General features: G+C 40.4%; 17 protein-coding genes and 1 riboswitch. Of the genes, 7 read left to right on the top strand and 10 right to left on the bottom strand.

Translation table 11 applies throughout. The features are described from left to right. Positions 1-1,179, bottom strand: coding sequence for an efflux RND transporter periplasmic adaptor subunit (locus QL995_RS08265; protein WP_007581894.1), 1,179 nt, complete (start codon positions 1,177-1,179; stop codon positions 1-3). A 169-nt stretch (positions 1,180-1,348) separates the two neighbouring features. Between QL995_RS08265 and QL995_RS08260 the strand changes: the two genes are divergently transcribed. Both QL995_RS08260 and QL995_RS08255 read left to right on the top strand, forming a co-directional pair. Beyond that, on the top strand, positions 1,349-1,612 hold the full coding sequence (locus tag QL995_RS08260) for a YkgJ family cysteine cluster protein (protein ID WP_290293961.1): 264 nt from the start codon (positions 1,349-1,351) through the stop codon (positions 1,610-1,612). Positions 1,613-1,816: 204 nt separating this feature from the next. Further along, positions 1,817-2,287 (top strand): hypothetical protein, encoded by a 471-nt coding sequence (locus tag QL995_RS08255; protein WP_007581896.1) that lies wholly within the window; start codon positions 1,817-1,819, stop codon positions 2,285-2,287. 108 nt (positions 2,288-2,395) lie between these two features. On the opposite strand, the gene QL995_RS08250 is transcribed toward QL995_RS08255, so the two are convergent. After that, positions 2,396-4,261: a TonB-dependent receptor gene (locus QL995_RS08250; protein WP_290293959.1), complete on the bottom strand. Its 1,866-nt coding sequence runs from the start codon at positions 4,259-4,261 to the stop codon at positions 2,396-2,398. Positions 4,262-4,448: 187 nt separating this feature from the next. Here QL995_RS08250 and QL995_RS08245 point away from each other — a divergent pair, with 187 nt between their 5' ends. Continuing rightward, complete coding sequence (locus tag QL995_RS08245) at positions 4,449-4,937, top strand: peptide-methionine (S)-S-oxide reductase (protein ID WP_007581898.1); 489 nt, start codon at positions 4,449-4,451, stop codon at positions 4,935-4,937. Between the two features lie 382 nt (positions 4,938-5,319). Here the strand turns inward: QL995_RS08245 and QL995_RS08240 are convergent, their stop codons facing one another. The 4 genes from QL995_RS08240 to QL995_RS08225 all read right to left on the bottom strand — a co-directional run bounded on the left by QL995_RS08240 (position 5,320) and on the right by QL995_RS08225 (position 10,606). Next, the gene (locus QL995_RS08240) at positions 5,320-5,871 is read right to left on the bottom strand and encodes a DUF4136 domain-containing protein (RefSeq protein WP_007581899.1); all 552 of its coding nucleotides are present in this window, start codon (positions 5,869-5,871) and stop codon (positions 5,320-5,322) included. A 140-nt stretch (positions 5,872-6,011) separates the two neighbouring features. Continuing rightward, positions 6,012-8,786: an ATPase gene (locus QL995_RS08235; RefSeq protein WP_290293958.1), complete on the bottom strand. Its 2,775-nt coding sequence runs from the start codon at positions 8,784-8,786 to the stop codon at positions 6,012-6,014. After that, positions 8,783-9,331 (bottom strand): hypothetical protein, encoded by a 549-nt coding sequence (locus tag QL995_RS08230; protein ID WP_290293957.1) that lies wholly within the window; start codon positions 9,329-9,331, stop codon positions 8,783-8,785. The genes QL995_RS08235 and QL995_RS08230 overlap by 4 nt, the downstream gene beginning before the upstream one ends. Before the next feature lie 3 nt (positions 9,332-9,334). Further along, a complete protein-coding gene (locus tag QL995_RS08225) occupies positions 9,335-10,606 on the bottom strand; it encodes a hypothetical protein (RefSeq protein WP_197150796.1) in 1,272 nt (423 codons plus the stop codon). Positions 10,607-10,828: 222 nt separating this feature from the next. On the opposite strand from QL995_RS08225, the gene nhaD reads away from it, so the two are divergent. Then, the gene (nhaD, locus tag QL995_RS08220) at positions 10,829-12,076 is read left to right on the top strand and encodes a sodium:proton antiporter NhaD (protein ID WP_033026509.1); all 1,248 of its coding nucleotides are present in this window, start codon (positions 10,829-10,831) and stop codon (positions 12,074-12,076) included. Between the two features lie 101 nt (positions 12,077-12,177). Then, positions 12,178-12,350: riboswitch (Lysine riboswitch) on the top strand. Between the two features lie 75 nt (positions 12,351-12,425). Beyond that, positions 12,426-13,829, top strand: a complete 1,404-nt coding sequence (lysC, locus tag QL995_RS08215; protein ID WP_290293956.1) for a lysine-sensitive aspartokinase 3 — start codon at positions 12,426-12,428, stop codon at positions 13,827-13,829. Between the two features lie 59 nt (positions 13,830-13,888). Here the strand turns inward: lysC and QL995_RS08210 are convergent, their stop codons facing one another. Further along, positions 13,889-14,647, bottom strand: a complete 759-nt coding sequence (locus QL995_RS08210; protein ID WP_290293955.1) for a 4'-phosphopantetheinyl transferase superfamily protein — start codon at positions 14,645-14,647, stop codon at positions 13,889-13,891. A 141-nt stretch (positions 14,648-14,788) separates the two neighbouring features. Here QL995_RS08210 and QL995_RS08205 point away from each other — a divergent pair, with 141 nt between their 5' ends. Further along, a complete protein-coding gene (locus QL995_RS08205; RefSeq protein WP_290293954.1) occupies positions 14,789-16,111 on the top strand; it encodes a sodium-dependent transporter in 1,323 nt (440 codons plus the stop codon). A gap of 93 nt (positions 16,112-16,204) precedes the next feature. Here QL995_RS08205 and QL995_RS08200 read toward each other — a convergent pair whose 3' ends face one another. Both QL995_RS08200 and QL995_RS08195 read right to left on the bottom strand, forming a co-directional pair. Continuing rightward, positions 16,205-17,185, bottom strand: coding sequence for a 2-hydroxyacid dehydrogenase (locus QL995_RS08200; protein ID WP_290293953.1), 981 nt, complete (start codon positions 17,183-17,185; stop codon positions 16,205-16,207). 110 nt (positions 17,186-17,295) lie between these two features. Beyond that, positions 17,296-17,856, bottom strand: a complete 561-nt coding sequence (locus QL995_RS08195) for a glutathione peroxidase (RefSeq protein ID WP_165725877.1) — start codon at positions 17,854-17,856, stop codon at positions 17,296-17,298. Positions 17,857-17,977: 121 nt separating this feature from the next. Between QL995_RS08195 and QL995_RS08190 the strand changes: the two genes are divergently transcribed. Then, positions 17,978-18,859, top strand: a complete 882-nt coding sequence (locus tag QL995_RS08190) for an NAD(P)-dependent oxidoreductase (RefSeq protein ID WP_290293952.1) — start codon at positions 17,978-17,980, stop codon at positions 18,857-18,859. A 524-nt stretch (positions 18,860-19,383) separates the two neighbouring features. On the opposite strand, the gene sbcB is transcribed toward QL995_RS08190, so the two are convergent. Beyond that, positions 19,384-20,829 carry an exodeoxyribonuclease I gene (gene sbcB / locus QL995_RS08185; RefSeq protein ID WP_282114734.1) on the bottom strand — a complete coding sequence of 482 codons (1,446 nt, stop codon included), beginning with the start codon at positions 20,827-20,829 and terminating at the stop codon, positions 19,384-19,386. Positions 20,830-20,972 lie beyond the last annotated feature (143 nt).

Here is a 20,972-nt window from a genome sequence, read left to right as displayed (position 1 = left end):
TTATTCCTCTTTCAGCGCAAGTTGAGTTACATCAGTTTTATCAGGCGCAATATCTTCAACTTTTACTGCCATACCTTCAGTTGGATACTCAAGCGCTGAGGTAACAATTTGCTCGCCATTTTTTAGCCCTTGGCTGGCTATAATCATGCCGTTTTGTTCGCGTATAATATTGAGAGTTTTAAACGATAATGTTAAATCGTCATTTAAAATTACAATTTTATTATCTTTAACTAAATGATGCGCAACAATAATTGCGTTATCAAGCGGGCGACCTTCAATGGTAGCGTTAATGTATGAACCAAAACGAAGGGGGCGTGTTTTATCGCCATAAGGTGTTGCAAGCTGTGCAACCAAATAGCTCATACGGCTTGTTTGATCAACCACACCTTCGGTGCGAATTACTTTGGCTTGCCACATTGTTTGCTTACCCGCGTATTCTGCGTTAAATGTAACATTTGAGCCTACGCCGCCATTTTTTAAATATTGCAGTTCTTGATCGGCAACCGGTAAACGTACCTCTGCAACTGAGGTTGCACTCAATGCACCAAAACTATTACCTGGGTTTACTACTGAACCCAAGCTAATTGTGCGTTCATTAATAATGGCATCATATGGAGCTTTAATATAAGTACGTTCAAGATTACGGCTAGCACGTTTAACACTTGCTTGAGCAGAGCGGTAACGAGCTAGTTTTTCGGCCAGTTGTGGTTTACGTAAATAAAGTTCTGAGGCAATAGCTTCGCTTGAGTCCGATTTGATACGCTCCCATTCAGCTTTTGCTACATGTGCTTGCGCGCGTTCTATTTCAAGTGCTGAGCTTGCTTGTGCTAAACCGGCTTGCGCTTCAATAAAGTCTGCCTCGTAATCATTTGCATCAATTCGTGCTAAAATATCGCCTTGCTTTACAAACGCGCCTTCAACAAATTGATCTGATACCGAAATAACTTGCCCACTAACTTGTGCTATCAGCTCGGTACGGTCCTTTGGTTTAACAATGCCGTACGATTTAACATCGAGCGTTATAGAATCTAAAAGTATGCTTTGTGTTGCAACTAAAGGGCGTAAATCTTGCTCTGGCTTTTCTTCGGGTGGTTTTTTCATTGCCATAAAGGCGAAAGCTAAAGCAATACCGCCTGCTAAAACAGCAATTGGAAGTATTATTTGTTTTGTAGTAGCCACAAGGCATTCCTTCATAATTGGTGGTGACAGAGCAATAATACGCAATAAAGTGTTTACAAGGCGTTTTAAGATGTAACAAAGCATTACATATGTACATTACAACTGAACATGCGGCTAATTACGTTCCTAAAAAGGAATTAAAGTAAGTGTGTTTTATTCAGAGGATATTATGAAAACCGAATCGATGAGTTGCAGGCTAGGCTGCGGCGCATGTTGTATTGCGCCAAGTATTAGTTCGCCTATTCCAGGTATGCCAAATGGTAAAAAGGCCGGAGAGCGCTGTATTCAGCTGGACGAACGTAATTTATCTAAGTTATTTGGTGATTCAAGCCGACCTAAAGTATGTAGTGATTTTAGCGCCACATTTGATGTGTGCGGGTCAACAAATGCACAAGCTTTAGCACTTATTACAGAACTCGAAGAGCTAACTTAATCCTCGTTTTTAATACACATCTATTTACAATATATTATTAATAAAAATCTTCACAAGGTTATTAAAAGCAGTCGTTAATTTATTTGATGGCGAAATATTAGACATATTTAATTTTGTTGCTAATATAGGAAATTGTAAGATACTTTTTATAAATCTCATTTATAGGTGATTTCGTTCAATCTTAATTTTTAAAAGGAAAGAAAAATGAAAAATTTACTTACAGCATTTACATTAGGTGTGACTTTATTAGGTTGTTCAAACTTACCCATTAAAACCGATATTAAAGAAGACCATTTTAGACTCGAAAACTTTAAAAGAGAGCAGGGAGTAGATCTAGAATATGTCCACTTGATGTGCTTTAACAAAAAACCTACACAATGGGCTGAACCAAAGCAGTATATCAGTGGTGAGCATGATTTATGGGTAAAGGCGAGTGTTTCAAACCCTGATGTTTTAAATAGTCAAAAAGAAGCTTTTGTTAATTTTAACGTTAATTTAGATTCTGATAAAAGCTACATGCTAAATAGAAAAAGGGAAGGGGATAAAATATCAATCTGGATACAAGAAGTTGAAACCGGTACGGTTGTTTCGCAGGTTCTTACAGATGAGCTTAGTCGCCCTTTACAAATTGATAATGAGCTAAGAAAAAGACAATGTCGTTCTGGTTCAATATAAGCTGAGTAATAAAAGCTCTTAATATTTAGTAGGCCGTTTATTCTTTGCTAAATATTTATTCAAAGACCTGTTTTAAATAAACAGGTCTTTGAATGTGATAGCTCAATTCTACCAACTATACGTTGCGCTTAACGTATATTGCTCACCTCGCCCTGGTGTACCAGGTATCTCTTCAAATGATTCACCCCATAAGTTATCTGCTGCTAAAGTAATAAATAAGTTTTTTAGCATTGGCGGCGTAATTTTTAACGTTAAATGGGTAAATAAAGCATCGTCGTCACTACCGCGCAGCGCATTTTCGTGCTGTTTGCGCCACTCGTTATCTATTCTAAACTGCAATATATCAGTAGGATTCCACACTGCGCCGAGTGTTAGGCGGTGATCAGGAAAGTTTAATGCGTAAAAACTAGCGTCAATATCTGCCGCACCGTAATTTTCTGATTTATGAAGGTAGGTGTAACTCGCTACAATTTCGGTTGTTTCAAAGTGTTTAGTTGCTAAGAACTCAATGCCCGTTGTATTTATATCTACAGGGTTTGCAAAGCGCGCAGAGCTTGAGTCAAAATTAAACGTCCAATCGGTTAAGTTGTCATCTTTACGATAAAAAATAGCCGAATTAAGTTGCCAAGTTTGCTCATCAACTAATAAACCTAGCTCTAGGCTTTTAGTCGTTTCGCGCTCAAGGGTGTAATTACTTCTAAATAACCCGCCTGAATCACTTCCGCCAATGGCGGTATAGCCTGCTACTTGGCTTGCCTCTGCGTACGATAAATAAAACGTGCGCTCAAAACCTTTGCTGTTTTGTGTATTAAGCGTTATATCACCAATAAGTGACAGTTCAGAGTCGTCTCCGTTTGTATCGTCAAACGCAGCACCTAAACGAAATGTAAGTTGTTTATTATCCTCAAGCGCCATATTGTATTCAGGCAATACGCTTAATTTATAATACTTACGTGAGGTAAAGTTGTTTTCAAGCGTGGTAGATTCAATTGAGTCGTCAATAAACTGTGCTGAATAATTTACAGCAAATACATCGCTTTGAGCATGATGCCCCGATAGCGCTAACGACTTAACTTCACTTTTGTGAAACGCTTCAAAAGCGCTTGGATTTTCGCGAGAGTAAATATAATGATCGTCGTGTGTGCGGTAATAAGCCGACACTTCAAAGTTACTATCCTGCGCATAACTTTGCTTATGGTTTAGCATTAATAAGCGGGTTTCTAGCTCTTCTGTTTCGTTAACGCCAAATGGAGTGTACAAATTTGGCCAACCAAAAAACTTATCTTGTGAGCCAAAAAACAAATCTGTTTGAGAATCAGCGCCAGCTAATTGAACGCGACCCGATGCACGCGTAAAGTCGTGATCGCCGTTATCAATAGTGCCATCGCTTTGTGAGTGAGAAATCTCACCTTCAAAACCAAGCTTCCAATCCTTTGCGCCTTCAAGGGGCATACTTACAGCTGCATGTAAGCTTTGTAAGTTAAAATCGTTAGTACCAGTACCTAACGATACGCTGCCGCCCGTGCTAATTGGTTTCCAGCCAAACGATACAGTGCCTACAGAGCTATTAGCACCATTAAGTGCATTGTCTGCGCCTGTTAAAATATAAGGGCCGGTAAGCATTTGCGGTGCAATAGGAATTTCAGCAAAGTAATGACCAGACTGTGGGTCAAGTAAAGTAGCACTACCAACTCTAAAGCCGGTATTTTCAAAAATACCACCGCGTATAGTCACATCGGCTTGCGCTTCAGCCATATTACGTGATTGTAAATCAACACGTGGGTCATACTCTAAATTAGATACTGGAGAGTCAAATGTACCTACAGGTAATGTGTTTGCAGTGGGCGATGCCTCAACCGTTATTTTTTCGATTGCCGGTGATGCTTCAGTTTTATCAGTTATAGCTTCGCCGTAGGCAAAACTGCTCGCGCTGCATAGCAGTGCAGGGAGTATAAAGTGCGGTGACCATTTCATGTTGTGTGTCTCATTTTTTATATGCAATTACGGTAACAATTAAATTCAGAACACACTTTTAAGGCGTGATAAAATAATTCAATTAAACAACTGCGATTTTGGCGCGATTGTACATTAATTCATTAAAAACTGCATTTGATAATCATTTGCAACGTTAATGCATCTAACAAATTTGGTCACATTTATTATGAATATAAAACAGCAAGATACTATTTACTTTGCAGGTGGCTGCCTGTGGGGCGTGCAAGAGTTTTTAAAGCACTTACCTGGTGTGATAAGTACTGAAGCAGGGCGGGCTAATGGAAAAAACGATAATACACAAGGTGAATACGACGGTTATGCTGAGTGTGTAAAAGTAATATTTAGTACAAAAGCGGTTAGCTTAAACGAGCTGTTTGGCTTCTTTTTTGAGATTATTGATCCGTATAGCGTTAACAAACAAGGGGATGACGTAGGCCCTAAATATCGCACTGCCATTTATAGCAAAAGCCAAGATCATTTAAAGGTCGCTAGCAATTATATAAGCCAGCGAAGTGATGCCGATAAAATTGTGGTAGGGGTAGAGCTGCTAACTAACTACGTGCCAAGCGATCCTGAGCATCAAGACCGCTTAACTAATCACCCTGATGATTACTGTCATATACCGCTTGAGTTACTGCATAAGTATAAATCGTAACTTAGAGTAGGGTAAGCGCATAAAGATAAGTAATTAGAAGCTATCGCTTCTCGCGCAAGCAAGCTTAGCGCCTACGGGTAAAGTTTGACGCGGTGTTTTTTGCATACGTGCAGCTTGCTGACGTGACGAGCGCAGCTCGTAATTTAAGGTTGAATATAGCGTTAGGTAAAGGTAAGTGATTAGAAGCTATCGCTTCTCGCGCAAGCAAGCTTAGCGCCTACAGGTAAAGTTTAATCCGGTGTTTATTTTGTAGACGTGCAGCTTGCTGACGTGACGGGCGTAGCTCGTAATTACTTTATTTTAAAAGTTCCAAAAATACACACCTACAAAAAAGCTCACATACTGTGAGCTTTTTCAAAACTTAATTATAGCTAATTTTAACTTACTGCTGCTTTTGCGGCGGGAAGTTACTTAAAATTTCGCTCACTGTTTTGTTAATTGATGCTTCACGCTTTTCTGGCGATTGATTTTTCTTTAATCGACCTTCTTTTGCGCCGCGCCATACTAGCTGGTTAGATTCACGATCCACAATATCAATAATTAGCGTGCCTACTTCGTATTCACGCGCAGTTGTATCGCGTTGAAAACCAGTACCCCAATAACCCCAATGCGGGCGGTAGTTTATATTGAAGTTGTCTACTTCAAGCTCTTTATCTACCGATGCATGATAGTTAACAAGTACATCAGCTTGCGCTGCATCAACTAAACTCATACCTAGTGTTTGGCTCAATTCTGCATTAACGGCAGTGCGAACACGCTTTTCCATTAGGCCATTAATTTGATAGTTATTTGTGTCTTTAGTTAGGCTGGCGTTTTCTACCCAAGCAAATGTTTTAAAATTACTAAAGTTAGCTGATTTATCGTAATCCCAATCTGGGGTTTGTGTACAGGCTGTAAGAAGTGCTAGCGCTGCAACAATAAGTATATTTTTCATTACGTTTGCTCCAATAAAATGCATTAATTTAAAATAACACACATAGTTTAAATGTGTATTATTTAAACGTCCTAAATATTAGTCTAATTGTCAGGGCTGAACGACTAATTAACCTATGTTAATTAGTCTCGATTCATCAGCTAATGTTCAACTTCAATCCAATCTTTTTCATCTACCCAGTTTTGTGCACCGTCTTTTACCGAGCGAATAGGCACAATGTAGTCACAACTTATTTGTGGCTTAACTGAAGCAAATATAGGCACAAAACCAAAGCTTAGTGCGGTTTCTATAATTGCTTTTTGATTTTGTGGGTCAATGTCGGCCGCTTCATCTATATAAATAGGTATACGGTATAGGTTTTGTTCCTGGTCACTCAATAAGTAACGAATAAACAACATGCCACACAATAACTTAATAGTAATACGTGTGCCGTTTGAACCCGCCGAATCTATTTTTTCAAAGTGCTCTGTTTCACCTGCGCGGTTAACTACTTCAAATCGAATATCAAATAAATCGGTAAGCGTTAAACCCGCTTTATCTGAGGCGAGTTTAATTAAGTGATCTTTCGCTTCGTTTACCGCACTTTCGCTGTACGGTTCTTGGCTCAGTAAATCAAGTGTGTCACCTTGCTCAAACTGATGCGACGTGCTGATAATGGTATCTATACTATCAACCAGCATTTTGCGCGGTATGACGTTAATTTTAAACGCTTGCAGATTTGAAATACGGTGCTGGCTTATGCCTTTATTAAAGCTGTTCATTTCGCGGCGAAGGCGGTCTAAATCTTCTCGCAAGCCTTTAATAGTTGCGGCCACCTCGGTAAGGGCAACGCGTGCTTGGCGCTCAACAGCGTCGCGTTCGTTATCAATATTATGAAAGGCGCTTATTAGCTTTTGGTATTTAGTGTATTCGTCATTTTCGTTATCGAATTTAGTAATACCCGCGTTATATACATGCAAATAGGTGTTGCGTACGTTTATGTCAAAATTACGCAGCTCTTGGCAGTCTTTATTAAAATGATGAACAAGGTCGCTTAAGTTATCAAAGTCGACCGTAATATCAATCATATACGGGGTTACTTTACCACTGTATAAATCAAGCGTGTGATCAATTCGCTCGCTCTTAACTTGGCGCAGGCGCTCAGTTTGGCGATTAATTTGCTCTTGTTTCGATTTAATTAACGAGCGACGATCGGCAATTGAGCCACTATTTTTTTGAATATCTTGCAGGTAGTCGTCAACTTGTTCGCGCTCAGCTAATAACTGCTCTTTTAGCATAGCTTGCGCTTCAACCGACTGCTGCATTACTTCAAACTGCTCTAAGCGTTTTAGGGCGCTCTCAGCGCTCATAAGCTCATCGTATAACGCGTCTTTTTCTTTTTGCTTGTCGGCAACGTTTGCTGCAACATCGCGCTGTTGCTTAAACTCTTTAAGTGAATGCTCAAGTGCACTGAGCTGAGCGGTTAATTGCTCTTTGTTTTCGCCGCTTTGCATTTGCACAGGCGAGAGCTTTTTAAGCTTAATGCTCGCACCTGGCAGCGTTAATACGCCGCCTTTAACGTTTTCGCTAAGTAGCGATAAAAATTCACCAAACGCATCTTCGTCATCAATGGTTATATCGCCATTAGTGGTGGTTGCAAACGAGAGAATATCTGGGTTTAAAATCCGCGATATTTCTTCTACTTCTTTTAACGAGAGGTCTTCGCGCATGCGGGTAAACAAATTAAATTCAAGGTTTTTAAGTTGCAGCTTTAAGCTCTTAATTTGTTTTTGTGTTTCGCTAATGCGGTAGTCAAGCGTATGTAGGCTTTGCCCTTGTGCGCTGGTTATAGAGTGCGAAAGTGACTCGTAATCTTGTTTTAACTGAGTCAGGCTGGTTTTAAGCGTGGCTTTATTTACTAGTTCAAACTCGCTTTTAAGCGCATTGTAATCTAAAAACCACTGCTCAATTTGAGTTTGTCTGCGCTCTATGTCGCGCGATTGCTGTACGTATAGGCTTTGCTTTTGCTCAAACTCGTGTTTTTCGTGCTCTATATCTTCAAGCGCAATGCCCAACTCATTAAGTTGCGATTCTTGATAGGTATCAAAATCAATCAGTGCTTGGTCAATTTTAGGCGCATACGCGGCTAATTTACCTTTAAGCACGGTTTGGTTTTCAAGCATTGATTCAAGCGCGGCTATTGGCTCTTGCATTGACTCAAGGGCTTTTAATTCGCGTTTTGAGCGATTTACTTTATCAAACGAGCGACGCCATACTTCATAAAAGTCGACCTTAGAGTTCGACATATGGCGTTCAAACACGCGGAGCATAAAGCGTTTTACGTCGCTTGCGCCTAATTTGTGTAAGTTAAGAATACGTCTAAATATTTCTTTATAAATAGAGGAGTCTTGGACATTATTAAGCGGGATCATTTTTAGGTTAATGTCGCCGTCAAAAGGCGTTGCACCGCCAGTCAGTAGTGCGTTTAGCTCTTGTGCTTTAAGCTCAATAGGGTTGTAGTTAAGCGATTTTAAATGGTTGAACAGCTTGGTAAATTTAATAATAGTTTTACCTTGCGTGTACTGCTCTAAATCAAGCTTTCCTTGGTAACAAAAGTACTGATGCGCGTAACCGGCAATTTTACCAAGCCCTGCCACGCCAATCACTACCGAGCCATGAGGCAAGTTAGCTTCGAGTAAAATGTACGACTGATCGGATGAAAAATAAAACTTTCGGGTTTCATCTAAATCGTGTCCGTCCCATTCTGTTAAGCGCAAATCGTTAATAAGCGGAAACTGCAGGGCGTTAATAACCGAGCTTTTACCTGTGTTATTGGGCGCGCAAATAGAGCTGCTTTTATCAAGCGGGATCACACATTTTGCATAGCCTGCGGTGTTAAGTAGGGCGAGTTTACTTAGTCCGTATAGATTTTTCATTCCTCGTCCTCTCCTAAATAGGTTTCTTCGTTTACTTCCATGAGTGCATCTATATAGCGGTGAATTGGCGCTTGTAGCATAAAGCCGCCTTCTACTTCACGGGCTAAACCTAAGCGTACCATGCGCAGGTAAACGTCTTTGCGCAAATCAGATCCTGAAAATATCTCAAGCTGATCAAACAAATGTTTGTTAATTTGCACCAGCGTTTGCATAAGCTCTAAATCGTTTACGTCGTCAAACAATGCGCGCATTGGATCTTTACCCGTATTGGCGTAGTGCTCAATTAAAATGTAAATAGTGAGCGCGATAGCGCGAGATATTTTGCCCATATTGGGTGTGCTTTCGTCGCTACCAAAATAATAAAAGCCACGGCTGTCGCGTTTTAAATCGTTACCTAAAGCGGTAAATAGGGCGGTGTAGTCTTCTATGTGTTGGTCAAGCTCTTGCCACATTACGTTGTCTTGCTCGCAAATGTGATAACCCGCTACTAATTTTTTATTAATGGCTTGTAGGTGGGTTAGCTCGTCTAAGTTTATGTGTGTCATGGTTTATTTACCTGCCTTTGAATCTGGCTGAGGCTCTGAATTAAATGGATATAAAGAAAAGTGCTGACCGGCAATTTTTACGCGGGCTTTTTCATCGCTTTGAATTATTTTAATATCGCTGTCGCTGACTAATTTTTGATACAAGAATAGCATTTCGTCGGCATCGAGATTTGGGTAGCTTTCGTCTAAAAATTGCAGCAAGGGCTGCGGCTTTTTGCGTTTTTTATTAAAGCGCTTAGCAAAGCTGGTTTTAACATCGTTGTAGTCAGGAATATTAGGCGTAACAAATGCAGGCACGTCTTGTTGATCGGGCAATTGATATTCTTCGTGTTCAAATTCAACCAAGCTTGCCATGTAAGCCACAATATGACGTTGCTGACCAAGCGAATATCGCTGCGCGTCGCTCACAAAATGTGGCTGCACCGCACTTAGCATGTTGTCTACGCCATTTTTGCGCACAAGCCCAAGTACTTTGGCTGCTTGGCGAGTAATTAAGTTATTACGGCGTAACTCTTCGCGCAGCGGCATAAGCATGTCGGCACTTTTACGTAAGCTTTCTCGACCCACTAAATGCATTTCGAGTATACGGGTACGTAATTGCTCCAGCATGCGTTTGTCGGTATACGCTTTACCTGAGCGCTCAATGTGCAGTATTTGCTTACTTATTTGCTCTTCAATGAGGGTAAAACATGCATGAAATTCACCGCGAATATCAACCATTTCAAGCATTGGCTCTATGTATTCGTCAAACGCTTCTATTACCGCTTTATAACGCTTTTGCAGCGATTGCACCGCATTATTAGATTTAGCTTGTTCAACAATATTTAAAATTGCGTTTTCGTTGTGTGCGTATAGCTTCATTATTTTACGCACCCGATCATCCATAATGCGGCTGTAGCGGCGTAAATCGTCAAAGTCTTCTATTTCGCCAGCGTTATCTAGGCGGTTACCTAAACGTGCAAGGTCGTCGACTAATACGCTAATTTCTTGCGCTAAACCTAAATGCTCTTCTTGCAGTAAAAACGTAGCAAAATCGGCAATAGCACGATTTATTTCAAGCTGAGAAGATTTAGCCAGTGGAATTAAAATATCTTGGTTTAACAAGCGATTTGTTTCTTTATAAATGCGTTCGTTTGACCACGTAGGCTGCTTTTGCTTAATCGCGTTTTGTACGTCTTTTAGGCTAAAGTCAGCCATTTTAAAACGTTTAAATAATAGCTCTAATACACCCCAATGTTCGGTTATGGTGTTTAGCAGCTTTTTAGCTGGGATCATAAGAGGTTACAACATCCTAGTATTTTATTATTGAGTTCTTTTAGAAGACTCATTATTACGTATTTTTAATTAACCTTGTCTGTATATAGTATTCGTTTTTAAGACCATTTAATAATAGTTTTTGCATAGAGGCAGTGCTAAAATTCGCGCCGAAAATAGGCACATGAAATGGAATGTTATTTGTGTGTTCTTTAAAACTATATCAAAGGTTGTTTAACTACCATGGTTTCCTCGATTATTCTAACCCTGATAGCGATTGCATTTTTACTGATCGTTATAGAAGATATAATCCATGTCAATAAAGCTAAAACCACGCTGTTTTTTGGTACGCTTTGCTGGATTCTTCTTTTTATATACCCTCTACACGGGCAAAGCCCCGATACGATTCAACACCTTCTAAACGAAAATATTTTAGAAATTGCCTCATTATGGCTGTTTTTAATGGCTGCAATGACCTTTGTAGCGTATTTAAATTCAAAGGGGTTTATAGAAAATATTGTGCACCGCGTTATGCCAAAAAGTATTAGCGAAAAAAAGCTCATGTTTTTGGTGGGTGGTTTTGCGTTTTTGTTTTCGTCGATTTCAGACAACGTAACAGCGACGCTTATATCGCTTGCGGTTGTTATGTCGTTAAAACTTGAACCTAAAAAGCTTATTAAATACGCCACGCTTATTGTATTTGGGGTTAACTCAGGTGGGGTATCGCTTATAACAGGTGACGTAACCACACTAATGATATTTTTAGATGGCAAAGTAACCATTGCTCATTTATTACTACTTATAGCGCCAGCACTTGCAAGCGTTATGCTGCTTGCCGCGTTACTGTCTATCGGTATGAAAGGGCGTGTTGAGTTTGCTAGTGCAGGTAAAACCCGCATTGAAAAAACCGACATAACCATTGCTGTTATATTTTTATCTACCGTAGTGAGCACACTTATGCTGAGTGTAGTTTACAGCGTACCGCCTTTATTAACCTTCTTGTTTGGCTTATCAGTGATGTTTTTAGTAGCGCAATTTTTAATGCGCAAAAAAGACATTAACAAAGACATAATCGATTTTGTTCGCGATATAGAATACGACACATTATTGTTTTTTGTAGGTGTACTTTTACTTGTAGGCGCACTTAAAGAAATTGGTATGTTGAGTAAATTTACCGACCTATACACGGTAATGGCACCTGAGTACGCAAACTACTTAATGGGCATATTATCAGCAGGGGTCGATAACGTACCGCTTACCGCTGCATTATTAAAAGCCGATATAGTAATGAGCCAACAACACTGGTTGTCGTTTACTTATGCAACGGGCGTGGGCGGTTCAATGCTTATCATTGGGTCGGCTGCGGGTATTATTGCCATGAGTAAAGTTAAAGCGCTTACCTTTATGAGCTACTTGCGTTTATCGCTGCATTTATTAATTTGTTACACGGTTGGATATGCGGGCTCTTATTACATGGGCAGTTTTATTTAACTCATAAATTATTAAATGCTTGACAGCTAGACGTCTAAACGATAACTTTCAAAGCCCCGCTACTTAGTGGGGTTTTGTTTTATTAGCCACTGGTTAATAAAGCATTCAGAAGAGGTGCGATACTTAGGTACTTAATGTTAGGCGACGAAAGCCGATGATCATTAAGGAGGGAAGTACTCGCCGAGGAAAATAATGGTACGTCGTCATTGTTTTTCGGTTTATGGGGCTGAATCCTCAAAACTGTCACCAATATAGGTGGAGAGCTTCTGGCAGTGGACTTATCTTCAAGCATTCCTTTGCCAAGTTCTTCTTGTTTTATTGCGATTTGGATATCGCGAAAGGAGACTAAATGACTACCCAATCAGCGACACAAACAGTGCCTCAAACAGAGTTAAGCGCAAAATCAGATTACATCGTTGCCAAATTTGGCGGAACAAGTGTTGCAAACTTTGAAGCGATGAGTCGCTGTAGCGAAATTATTGTTGCAGATAAAAGCGTACGTATTGTTGCCGTGAGCGCCAGTGCCGGCGTAACTAACCACTTAGTTGCACTGTGTAAATCAAGCATTACTCCTAGTGAGCGCCAAGAGCACATAAACGGCGTGCTTGCTATTCAACAAACTATTTTAGATGAGTTATCGCTAGATGCCGATTTAGCGGTTGGCTTTAACGAAACCCTAAAAGCATTTCAAACATTGGCTCAAGAGTCACTAATAACCGATAAACAACACGACGAGCTACTTAGCTTTGGTGAGCGTTTGTCGTCGTATTTATTTGCTCAGGTGCTGCGTTTACAAGGTTTAAATGCCGATCGCTTTGATGTGCGCAAGGTGCTTAAAACCGACAGCCAATTTGGTAAAGCAACGCCTAATGTTGCAGCCACAGCGCAAGCCGCTAAAGAACATTTAATCCCGTTATTAGACGCTCAAGTAATTGTGACTCAGGGCTTTATTGGCAGTGACGAATACGGTCAAACCACAACGCTAGGACGTGGTGGTTCAGACTACAGCGCTGCATTATTAGCTGAAGCAATTAACGCTAAAAGTGTGCATATTTGGACCGACGTAGTGGGTATTTTTAGCACCGACCCGCGTTTGTGCTCAAAAGCGACGCCTATTGCACGTTTAAGTTTTGACGAAGCCGCTGAAATGGCAACCTTTGGCGCAAAAGTATTACACCCAGCAACTATTTTACCAGCAAGCCGTAGCCACATTAACGTGTTTGTAGGTTCTAGCCGCGAGCCAGAGCGTGGCGGTACATGGATTGAGCGCGAAAAATCGCAGCAACCAGGTATACGCGCAGTAACACAACGTAAAAACCAAATATTGCTTACGCTTAAAAGCCCAGAAATGCTACTAGCAAGCGGCTTTTTAGCACGCGTATTTACACTATTAAGTGAATACAATATATCGGTAGATTTGGTAACTACATCAGAAATTAGCGTAGCTATAACCCTTGATAACGCGCAAAACGCATCGCGCCCAGAGCTCGATCAAGAATGCCTAGATAAGCTTGCAGAGTTTTGCCATGTTTCGGTAGAAAACAACCTAACATTGGTGGCACTTATTGGCTCTGAGATTCAATTACGCCAACACGAAATGAACTTAATGAGTGTACTAAAAGACTTTAACATTCGATTAATTTGCCACGGTGCTAGTAAGCACAACCTGTGCTTTTTAGTAGAGCAAACTGAGTCAGATAACGTAGTACAGTCTATTCATAGCCGTTTATTAGAAAATGATTTTGCTGCGTAAGTAACTGTTATTAAGGGGAATCACCTAGTAAAGTCACTTAATAAAGTTACTTAACAAAATTACTTAACAAAATCAGTTAATAAAAAGCATCGCCAGTCGATGCTTTTTTTATGCACCACACTCACATCAAAACAAATATTGCTGTCACTGCTATCAGCTACAGTAACGCTATTACTGCAAGCACTCAGCTTTGCACTATGTAATTCGTCAAACACATTGGGGCTAAGTAGTTGTGCAATAGGGCGGCTGGTGGCTTTAGCAAGTGACTCTTTTAATGTCCAAATTCTAAAAAACGTATCTGCTTGGGCTTGGGTATTAGTAGGCTCAGTGATAAGTGTAATTTCATCATTATGATAAAAATGCTTAGCGAGCTTTTCAAACGGGCGCTTTAGGCTTACTTTTTCAATATCAAAACCAAACTCACTTTTATCAAAATTTAGCGCGACCCCAACTAAACCATGCGAGTGCGAAATACAGGTATTTATAACATCACCACTCACATGTATTTGCAGCTTTGAGCTTGCCTCGTCAAATTCGGTACTCATTTTATTAAGCGCCACGTGCGCATGTTGCGGCTGCGCTACTTTAATAAGGTGTTTTAACAATAACCGCGTCGCTAAATACTCTTGCTTAGCTGGCGGGCTTTTACGGCGGTTTATAATAGTTAATTCAAATGGGCTTAAGCAATCGGGCAAATTAAAGTCACTAAGCTCAAGTGTTTTAGCATTAAATAATAAAATACTGTTACTCGCTAAAGACAAATTTGCCAATTGAGTTGAAGTAATACTCAAGGCGTTTTTAAAATAGTGTTCAGTCATAAAAGCCCTAAAGCAAAAGAAGTCGCTGATATTGTGAGCGGTTAACGCCACTAATAAAGGCTGGGTACAATTTTATTACTCAGCTGGCATGAAATATGGTTTAATTCACAATAATCAAAATAATAACAGATTTGTAGATGTATGGCACAAGTGCGTGATGGGTTTCAAAGCCGGCTTGGTTTTGTTTTAGCCGCTGCTGGCGCAGCAGTGGGTTTAGGTAATATTTGGGGTTTTCCTACGCAAGCGGCCAACCATGGTGGCGGTGCATTTTTACTGGTTTACTTTATTGTTATATTTTTACTTGCGCTTCCTGCGCTGTATACCGAACTTTATTTAGGTCACAAAGCACAAGCTAATCCTGTAAAAGCATTGGGCGATGCATGGCAAAACACTAACCGTAAAGTAGGTGCTGCAGCTGGTTACATAGGCCTTGCGGGCGCAGTTGTTATGCTAAGTTTTTATTCAATAGTGGCAGGGTGGATGCTTTCGTACGCTATTGAACCCATAACAACTTTTTTAGGTTTCACAGGCGCAAGCGAGTTTTTACATAGCGACTCAGTGCTGCGTAATTTTGTATTTACGCCGCTTATGCTTATTTTAACAGCCAGTATTATTTTAAAAGGGGTTAAGTCGGGAATCGAAACCTGGTCGCGCCGTTTAATGCCACTGTTACTTGTGCTGCTAGTTGGTTTAATTGCCTACATTGCAACACTCGATGGCGCAAGCGAAGGCTTTGCCGCGTATTTAATTCCTGATTTTAGCCAAATACTCGACCCTAATTTAATTATTGCCGCAATGGGGCAAGCGTTCTTTTCGCTCTCACTAGGTGTGGGTTGTATGATGATTTACGGCTCGTATTTACAACCAGATGCTAATTTACCAAAGCTCACAGCAGGTGTTGCACTACTTGATACTGGCGTTGCTTTTTTAGCGGGGTTACTTATTATTCCTGCTATTTATGTGGCGCAGCACAACGGTGTTGAAGTATTTAGTGGTGGTAAATTGATTGGCGAAGGGCAGCTAATTTTTGCTATTTTACCTGAGCTATTTAGCACCATGGGCGAAATTGGTTTATTAGTTGGTTTATTATTTTTTGTATTAATGTCTATCGCATCGGTTACGTCAACTATATCGACGACTGAAATTCCGGTAGCGTTTTTAGTCGAAAACCATAACGTTAGTCGCAGCAAAGCAACGTGGGCAGTAAGCGCCGTTGTACTTGTGTGTGCAAGCGCAATTATACTAAATTTTGATTGGTTATTTGGTTTGGTAATTATGCTATTTACTCAATACCAATTACCGCTTATGGGTTTATTTTACTTTATTACAGTAGGGTGGATGTGGCAGCGCGGTAATAAATTACACCAAGCAACAACAGGCGTACATTACTGGTTTGCTCAGTATATTCGTTTTGTTTGCCCAATATTAATGACCTTAGTATTTGCAAACGTCGCGTTTGGCTAAGCTCTACTTAAAGTAAATTTTTAAACAAAAAAGCGAATAGGGCTCACCTTATTCGCTTTTTTTGTACCGGTTATTTAGGTAAAGCCTAGATTTTTATAAAACCTCGTTAGTCAGAGGCCTACCTTCACTTACTTCAAGTGCATTTTGTATTGTTGTGTTTGCTATCTCGGTGAGTGCCTCTTGGGTAAAAAAGCCCTGATGCCCCGTTACTAAAACATTTTTAAAGCTCACTAAGCGCGAGAATATATCGTCTTGGTTTATTTCGTCACTGTGGTTTTTAAAAAATAGCTCCGACTCTTGCTCGTAAACGTCGAGCCCCAAGTAGCCTAATTTTTTAGTTTTAAGTGCGTTTATACACGCTTTGCTGTTAAGTAGTGCACCGCGAGAGGTGTTAATAAGCATAACGCCGGTTTTCATTTTACTAAATGCCTCATCATCTATTAAATGATGAGTTTGTTCCGTTAGAGGGCAATGCAAAGAAATCACATCGCTTTGGCTAAGCAAGGTGTCTATATCGGTAATTGTATAATTGCCAGGTTGTGCGTAGGGGTCGCACACTAATACTTTAGCGCCAAAGCCATTTAAAATGTTGCACAGCGCAAGGCCAATTTTACCGCAACCTACAATACCCACGGTTTTATTGTGCAAGTTAAAACCAAGCAATCCGTTTAAATCAAAATTGTCTTCGCGTACGCGGTTATACGCTTTATGCGTTTTACGGCTAAGCGTTAGCATAAGTGCAATACAATGCTCGGCTACGGCCTCAGGGCTGTAAGCAGGAACACGTAATACTTTAATTTTATGTGCTTTTGCTGCAGGTAAATCAACATTATTAAATCCTGCACAACGTAGCAAAATAGTATTTATGCCTTGGCTTGCCAATTGTTCAATAACAGTGGCGTTTACAGTGTCGTTAACAAATACGCATATGGCATCAAACCCGTTTGCTAAAATAGCCGTTTGTTCGCTCAGGGCTTGTTCAAAATACGTTATTTTTATATCGCGGTGACCGCGTGTACTTTGTTCAAAAAAAGGCAGTTCGTACTTTTGAGTACTAAAAAAAGCAATGTTCATGGTAATAGCCTCGACGCTTAAGGAGTATTATTTATTACTAATACAATAAACTACTTTATAAACCTGTGCTTTAGTAACACGCATTTTATTGATTTAAATTAAGCCCTAATTTATGCCTTAGCCGACGTAAACAAAGGTATTTTTGACGATACTTTTTTACCACCTCTAGCAGCGCTTAACTTTGCGGCTTGCAGTAGGTTGCTTTCTATTACTTGTTTAAGTGTTTCGGGCTTAGTACGTGGTGCATAGCGTGCAACAAGTTGCCCTTGTGAGTTAATTAAAAACTTAGTGAAATTCCACTTAATTGCACGATTTTGCGAAATACCCCGCGTATGCGACTTTAAATAATTAAACAACGGATGTGTTTCTGGCCCGTTTACCATTACCTTACCAAATACCTCAAATGAGACATTAAATTGATCTTGGTAAAAGTCTTTAATGGCTAAATTATCAAGCGGCTCATTTTGGCCAAACTGGTTACACGGAAACGCAAGTACAGTAAAACCATTGCTTTTGTATTGCTGATAGAGCTTTTCGAGCGCATTTAATTGCACCGAAAAATTACACTTACTCGCTGTATTAACAATAAGGACGGTTTTGCCCTGTAACTGGCTAAGAGAAAAATTTTCGCTGTTAAAAAGTGGTGCATTAAATTGATAAATACTGTCCATAGGTTACCTACTTACCTTTCCCGCTAAGGAAATTTTATAAAGACTTTCATTCGCTTTTTTATCGACCGGTTGACATAATCGAGGTCTAGTTTCTAAGTTATCAGTTTAATAGGTCATTTTTATGTCAATGAAAGTCGCATTTATAGGTTTAGGCGTAATGGGTTACCCAATGGCGGGGCATTTAGCAAAAGCAGGGCACAGCGTATGCGTTTATAACCGCACTCAAGCTAAAGCACAAGCGTGGACTGCAGAACATTCAGGAAGCTTTGCACCAACCCCGCGCGAAGCTGCCAACAATGCCGACATCGTATTTATGTGTGTTGGTAACGATGACGACTTACGCTCAGTAGTGTATGGCGACGACGGCGTATTAGCGGGCATGCTGCCGCACACTGTTTTGGTTGATCACACCACAACCTCAGCTGAAGTAGCACGCGAAGTGGCTGCAAAAGCGGCTCTGCAAAATATCGACTTTATAGATGCACCTGTATCAGGCGGACAAGCTGGCGCCGAAAACGGCGTATTAACGGTTATGGCGGGTGGCAGTGAAGCCGTATTTGCTAAAGTGCAGCCAGTTATGGCAGCATTTAGTCGTTTTAGCCAATTGTTAGGCGGTGTTGGCTCGGGACAGCTTTGTAAAATGGTTAATCAAATTTGTATTGCTGGTGTAGTGCAAGGTTTAGCCGAAGGCTTACATTTTGCCAAACAAGCAGGGCTTGATGGTGAAAAAGTAATAGAAACCATTTCTAAAGGCGCAGCCGGTTCGTGGCAAATGGAAAACCGCTACAAAACAATGTGGGCAGGGGAATATGAGTTTGGTTTTGCCGTAGATTGGATGCGTAAAGATTTAGGCATTGCACTCGATGAAGCTAAAAACAACGGCGCTACTTTACCAATGACCGCAACGGTCGATCAATATTACGCCGACGTACAAGCACTTGGTGGCGGCAGATACGACACCTCAAGCTTACTAGCACGCATTGAAGCGCTGCATAAAAAGTAACGTTTACGTTGAGTATGTCGATGTAGACGCGAAGCTTGCTGGCGTGACGGGCAAAGCCCGTAAAGTAATTTATTCACAAAGAGGTTATGAGGCGCTGCGCTTTTAGAGGAAGTGATTAATTTAAAGCTTTTATTGGCTTATGTCTTCGCATTTACTCCTCATTCGCTTCTCTTTGTGAATAGAGTTTTATTTAAGTAATTAAAAGCTGTGCTTTACACGTGAGCAAGCTCGACTCTTACCGCCAAAGTATAGCGGTGTGTTTAACTTGTAGACGCGAAGCTTGCTTGCGTGACGGGCAAAGCCCGTAAAGTAATTTATTCACAAAGAGGTTATGAGGCGCTGCGCTTTTAGAGGAAGTTATAGATCTAAAAAATTATTGTTTTTATGACTCCTCATTCGCTTCTCTTTGTGAAATAGATTTTTCTTTTTTTGAAGTGGTACAGATATTTATAAACAAAAAACGCGACACTTTATTGCTAAAGTGTCGCGTTTTTAATGCGTTATATAAACAAAATTAGAGCAAATTACATGCTTTGTGCGTAGTTATATAGCGCCTTTAAAATTGTAAGATTTTTTTCGCTGTCGTCATGTTCATGCGCTAGGTTTTCAAGGGTGATCATAAAATCTTGCGCGTTAATCGATGGTTGATCTTCCCCGTGCATTAACTTGTTTTGGCAATACTGGCGCCATTGGTCAAGCTCTTGCTGGTTTAGCGTTTCAGGCCAGTTACGGGCGCGGTACCTAAACAATAACGTATTAAACTTTTTATCTTCAAAGTCTAACTTCAACCCTGCTAATTCATCTGGTTTTGCATCACGAATAATTGCAAACTTAGCTTTATCGGCATGGCTTGTAAACCCATCGTAAAGTAAGTAGTCAACGTTAGTGGTTGCGCTGTAATCGCCTTGCTCGTTAAACACTTCGGTTACTTTATCGCGAAGGTCGGTATTGGCTTTTAAAACAGCTAAGTTAGCTAAACACTGCTCGCGGTCAATTCCAAGGCGGGCGGCGTTTTCAGGTAATAACGTTTTAGCTGGGGCTAAAATAGGGCACTTGTTTAAATGCACCAGTTTTAATCCAACAGGTAAATCGTCCTCGGCTAAATCTACACGTTTGGTGTATAAACGTTTGCGTAATTCTTCTACGTTTAAATCAATGAGTACTTGCGGGTTTTGAGTTAAATCAAAACAAATAACCGCGTTTTTATTTACTGGATGAAAGCTCATTGGTGCAACCCAGCTTGTACAGCCTTGTGTTGCAGGTATGCGCGACGTGGTATGCACCAGCGGCGTCATGTTAAATACATCAACCAATTCAGCAAGGGCTTTTTTATTACGCAGCCCAAAAAAGAAGTTATATAGCTTTGGCTGTTTTTCTTTTATTAGTTTAGCTAGTGCAATAGTGGCGGTTACATCGCTTAGTGCATCATGCGCTGCAGCGTGTTCAATACCATTGGCTACCGTTAAATGCTCTAGCTTAAAGCTTGGGCTGCCGTCTTCTTTTAACGGCCATTCAATGCCTTCAGGGCGCAGCGCGTAACAAGCACGCACTAAATCAATAATATCCCAGCGGCTATTATTATTTTTATATTCGCGCTCGTATGGGTCGTAAAAGTTACGGTAAAAACTATAACGGCTTACTTCGTCATCAAACCGAATACTGTTATAACCTGCAACACAGGTGTTTGGCACACTAAATTCGGCATGAATCTTTGCTATAAACTCAGCCTCAACCAAGCCTTTTTTCATCGCTACTTGTGGCGTAATACCCGTAATTAAACACGCCTCAGGGTGAGGCAAGTAATCCGCTTGCGGCTTACAATATTCAATAAGTGGCTCGCCAATAATATTTAAATCAAGATCGGTACGAATACCCGCAAACTGGCTCGGCTTATCCTTTTGAGGGCTCGCCCCCCAAGTCTCGTAGTCGTGCCAATAGATTGTTGCTTGATTTTGCTCTTGATATGCCATGCTGAAAACCCTGAGTAGTTAACTTAAAAGCGCCTAAATACGCGCCAAGTTACTAAAATAATGAATTATTTAGATTATGGCATATGGGCGAGGGAGTTTATAGGTTTGGGTGAGAAATGTGTCAGCTTATGGGTAAGTAGTAA

It is taken from the genome of Pseudoalteromonas sp. APC 3358 (assembly GCF_030408075.1).
Lineage (GTDB): Bacteria > Pseudomonadota > Gammaproteobacteria > Enterobacterales > Alteromonadaceae > Pseudoalteromonas > Pseudoalteromonas arctica.
The sequence above is the reverse complement of the archived record's forward strand: the minus strand, read 5'-3'. Positions and strand labels throughout refer to the sequence as shown.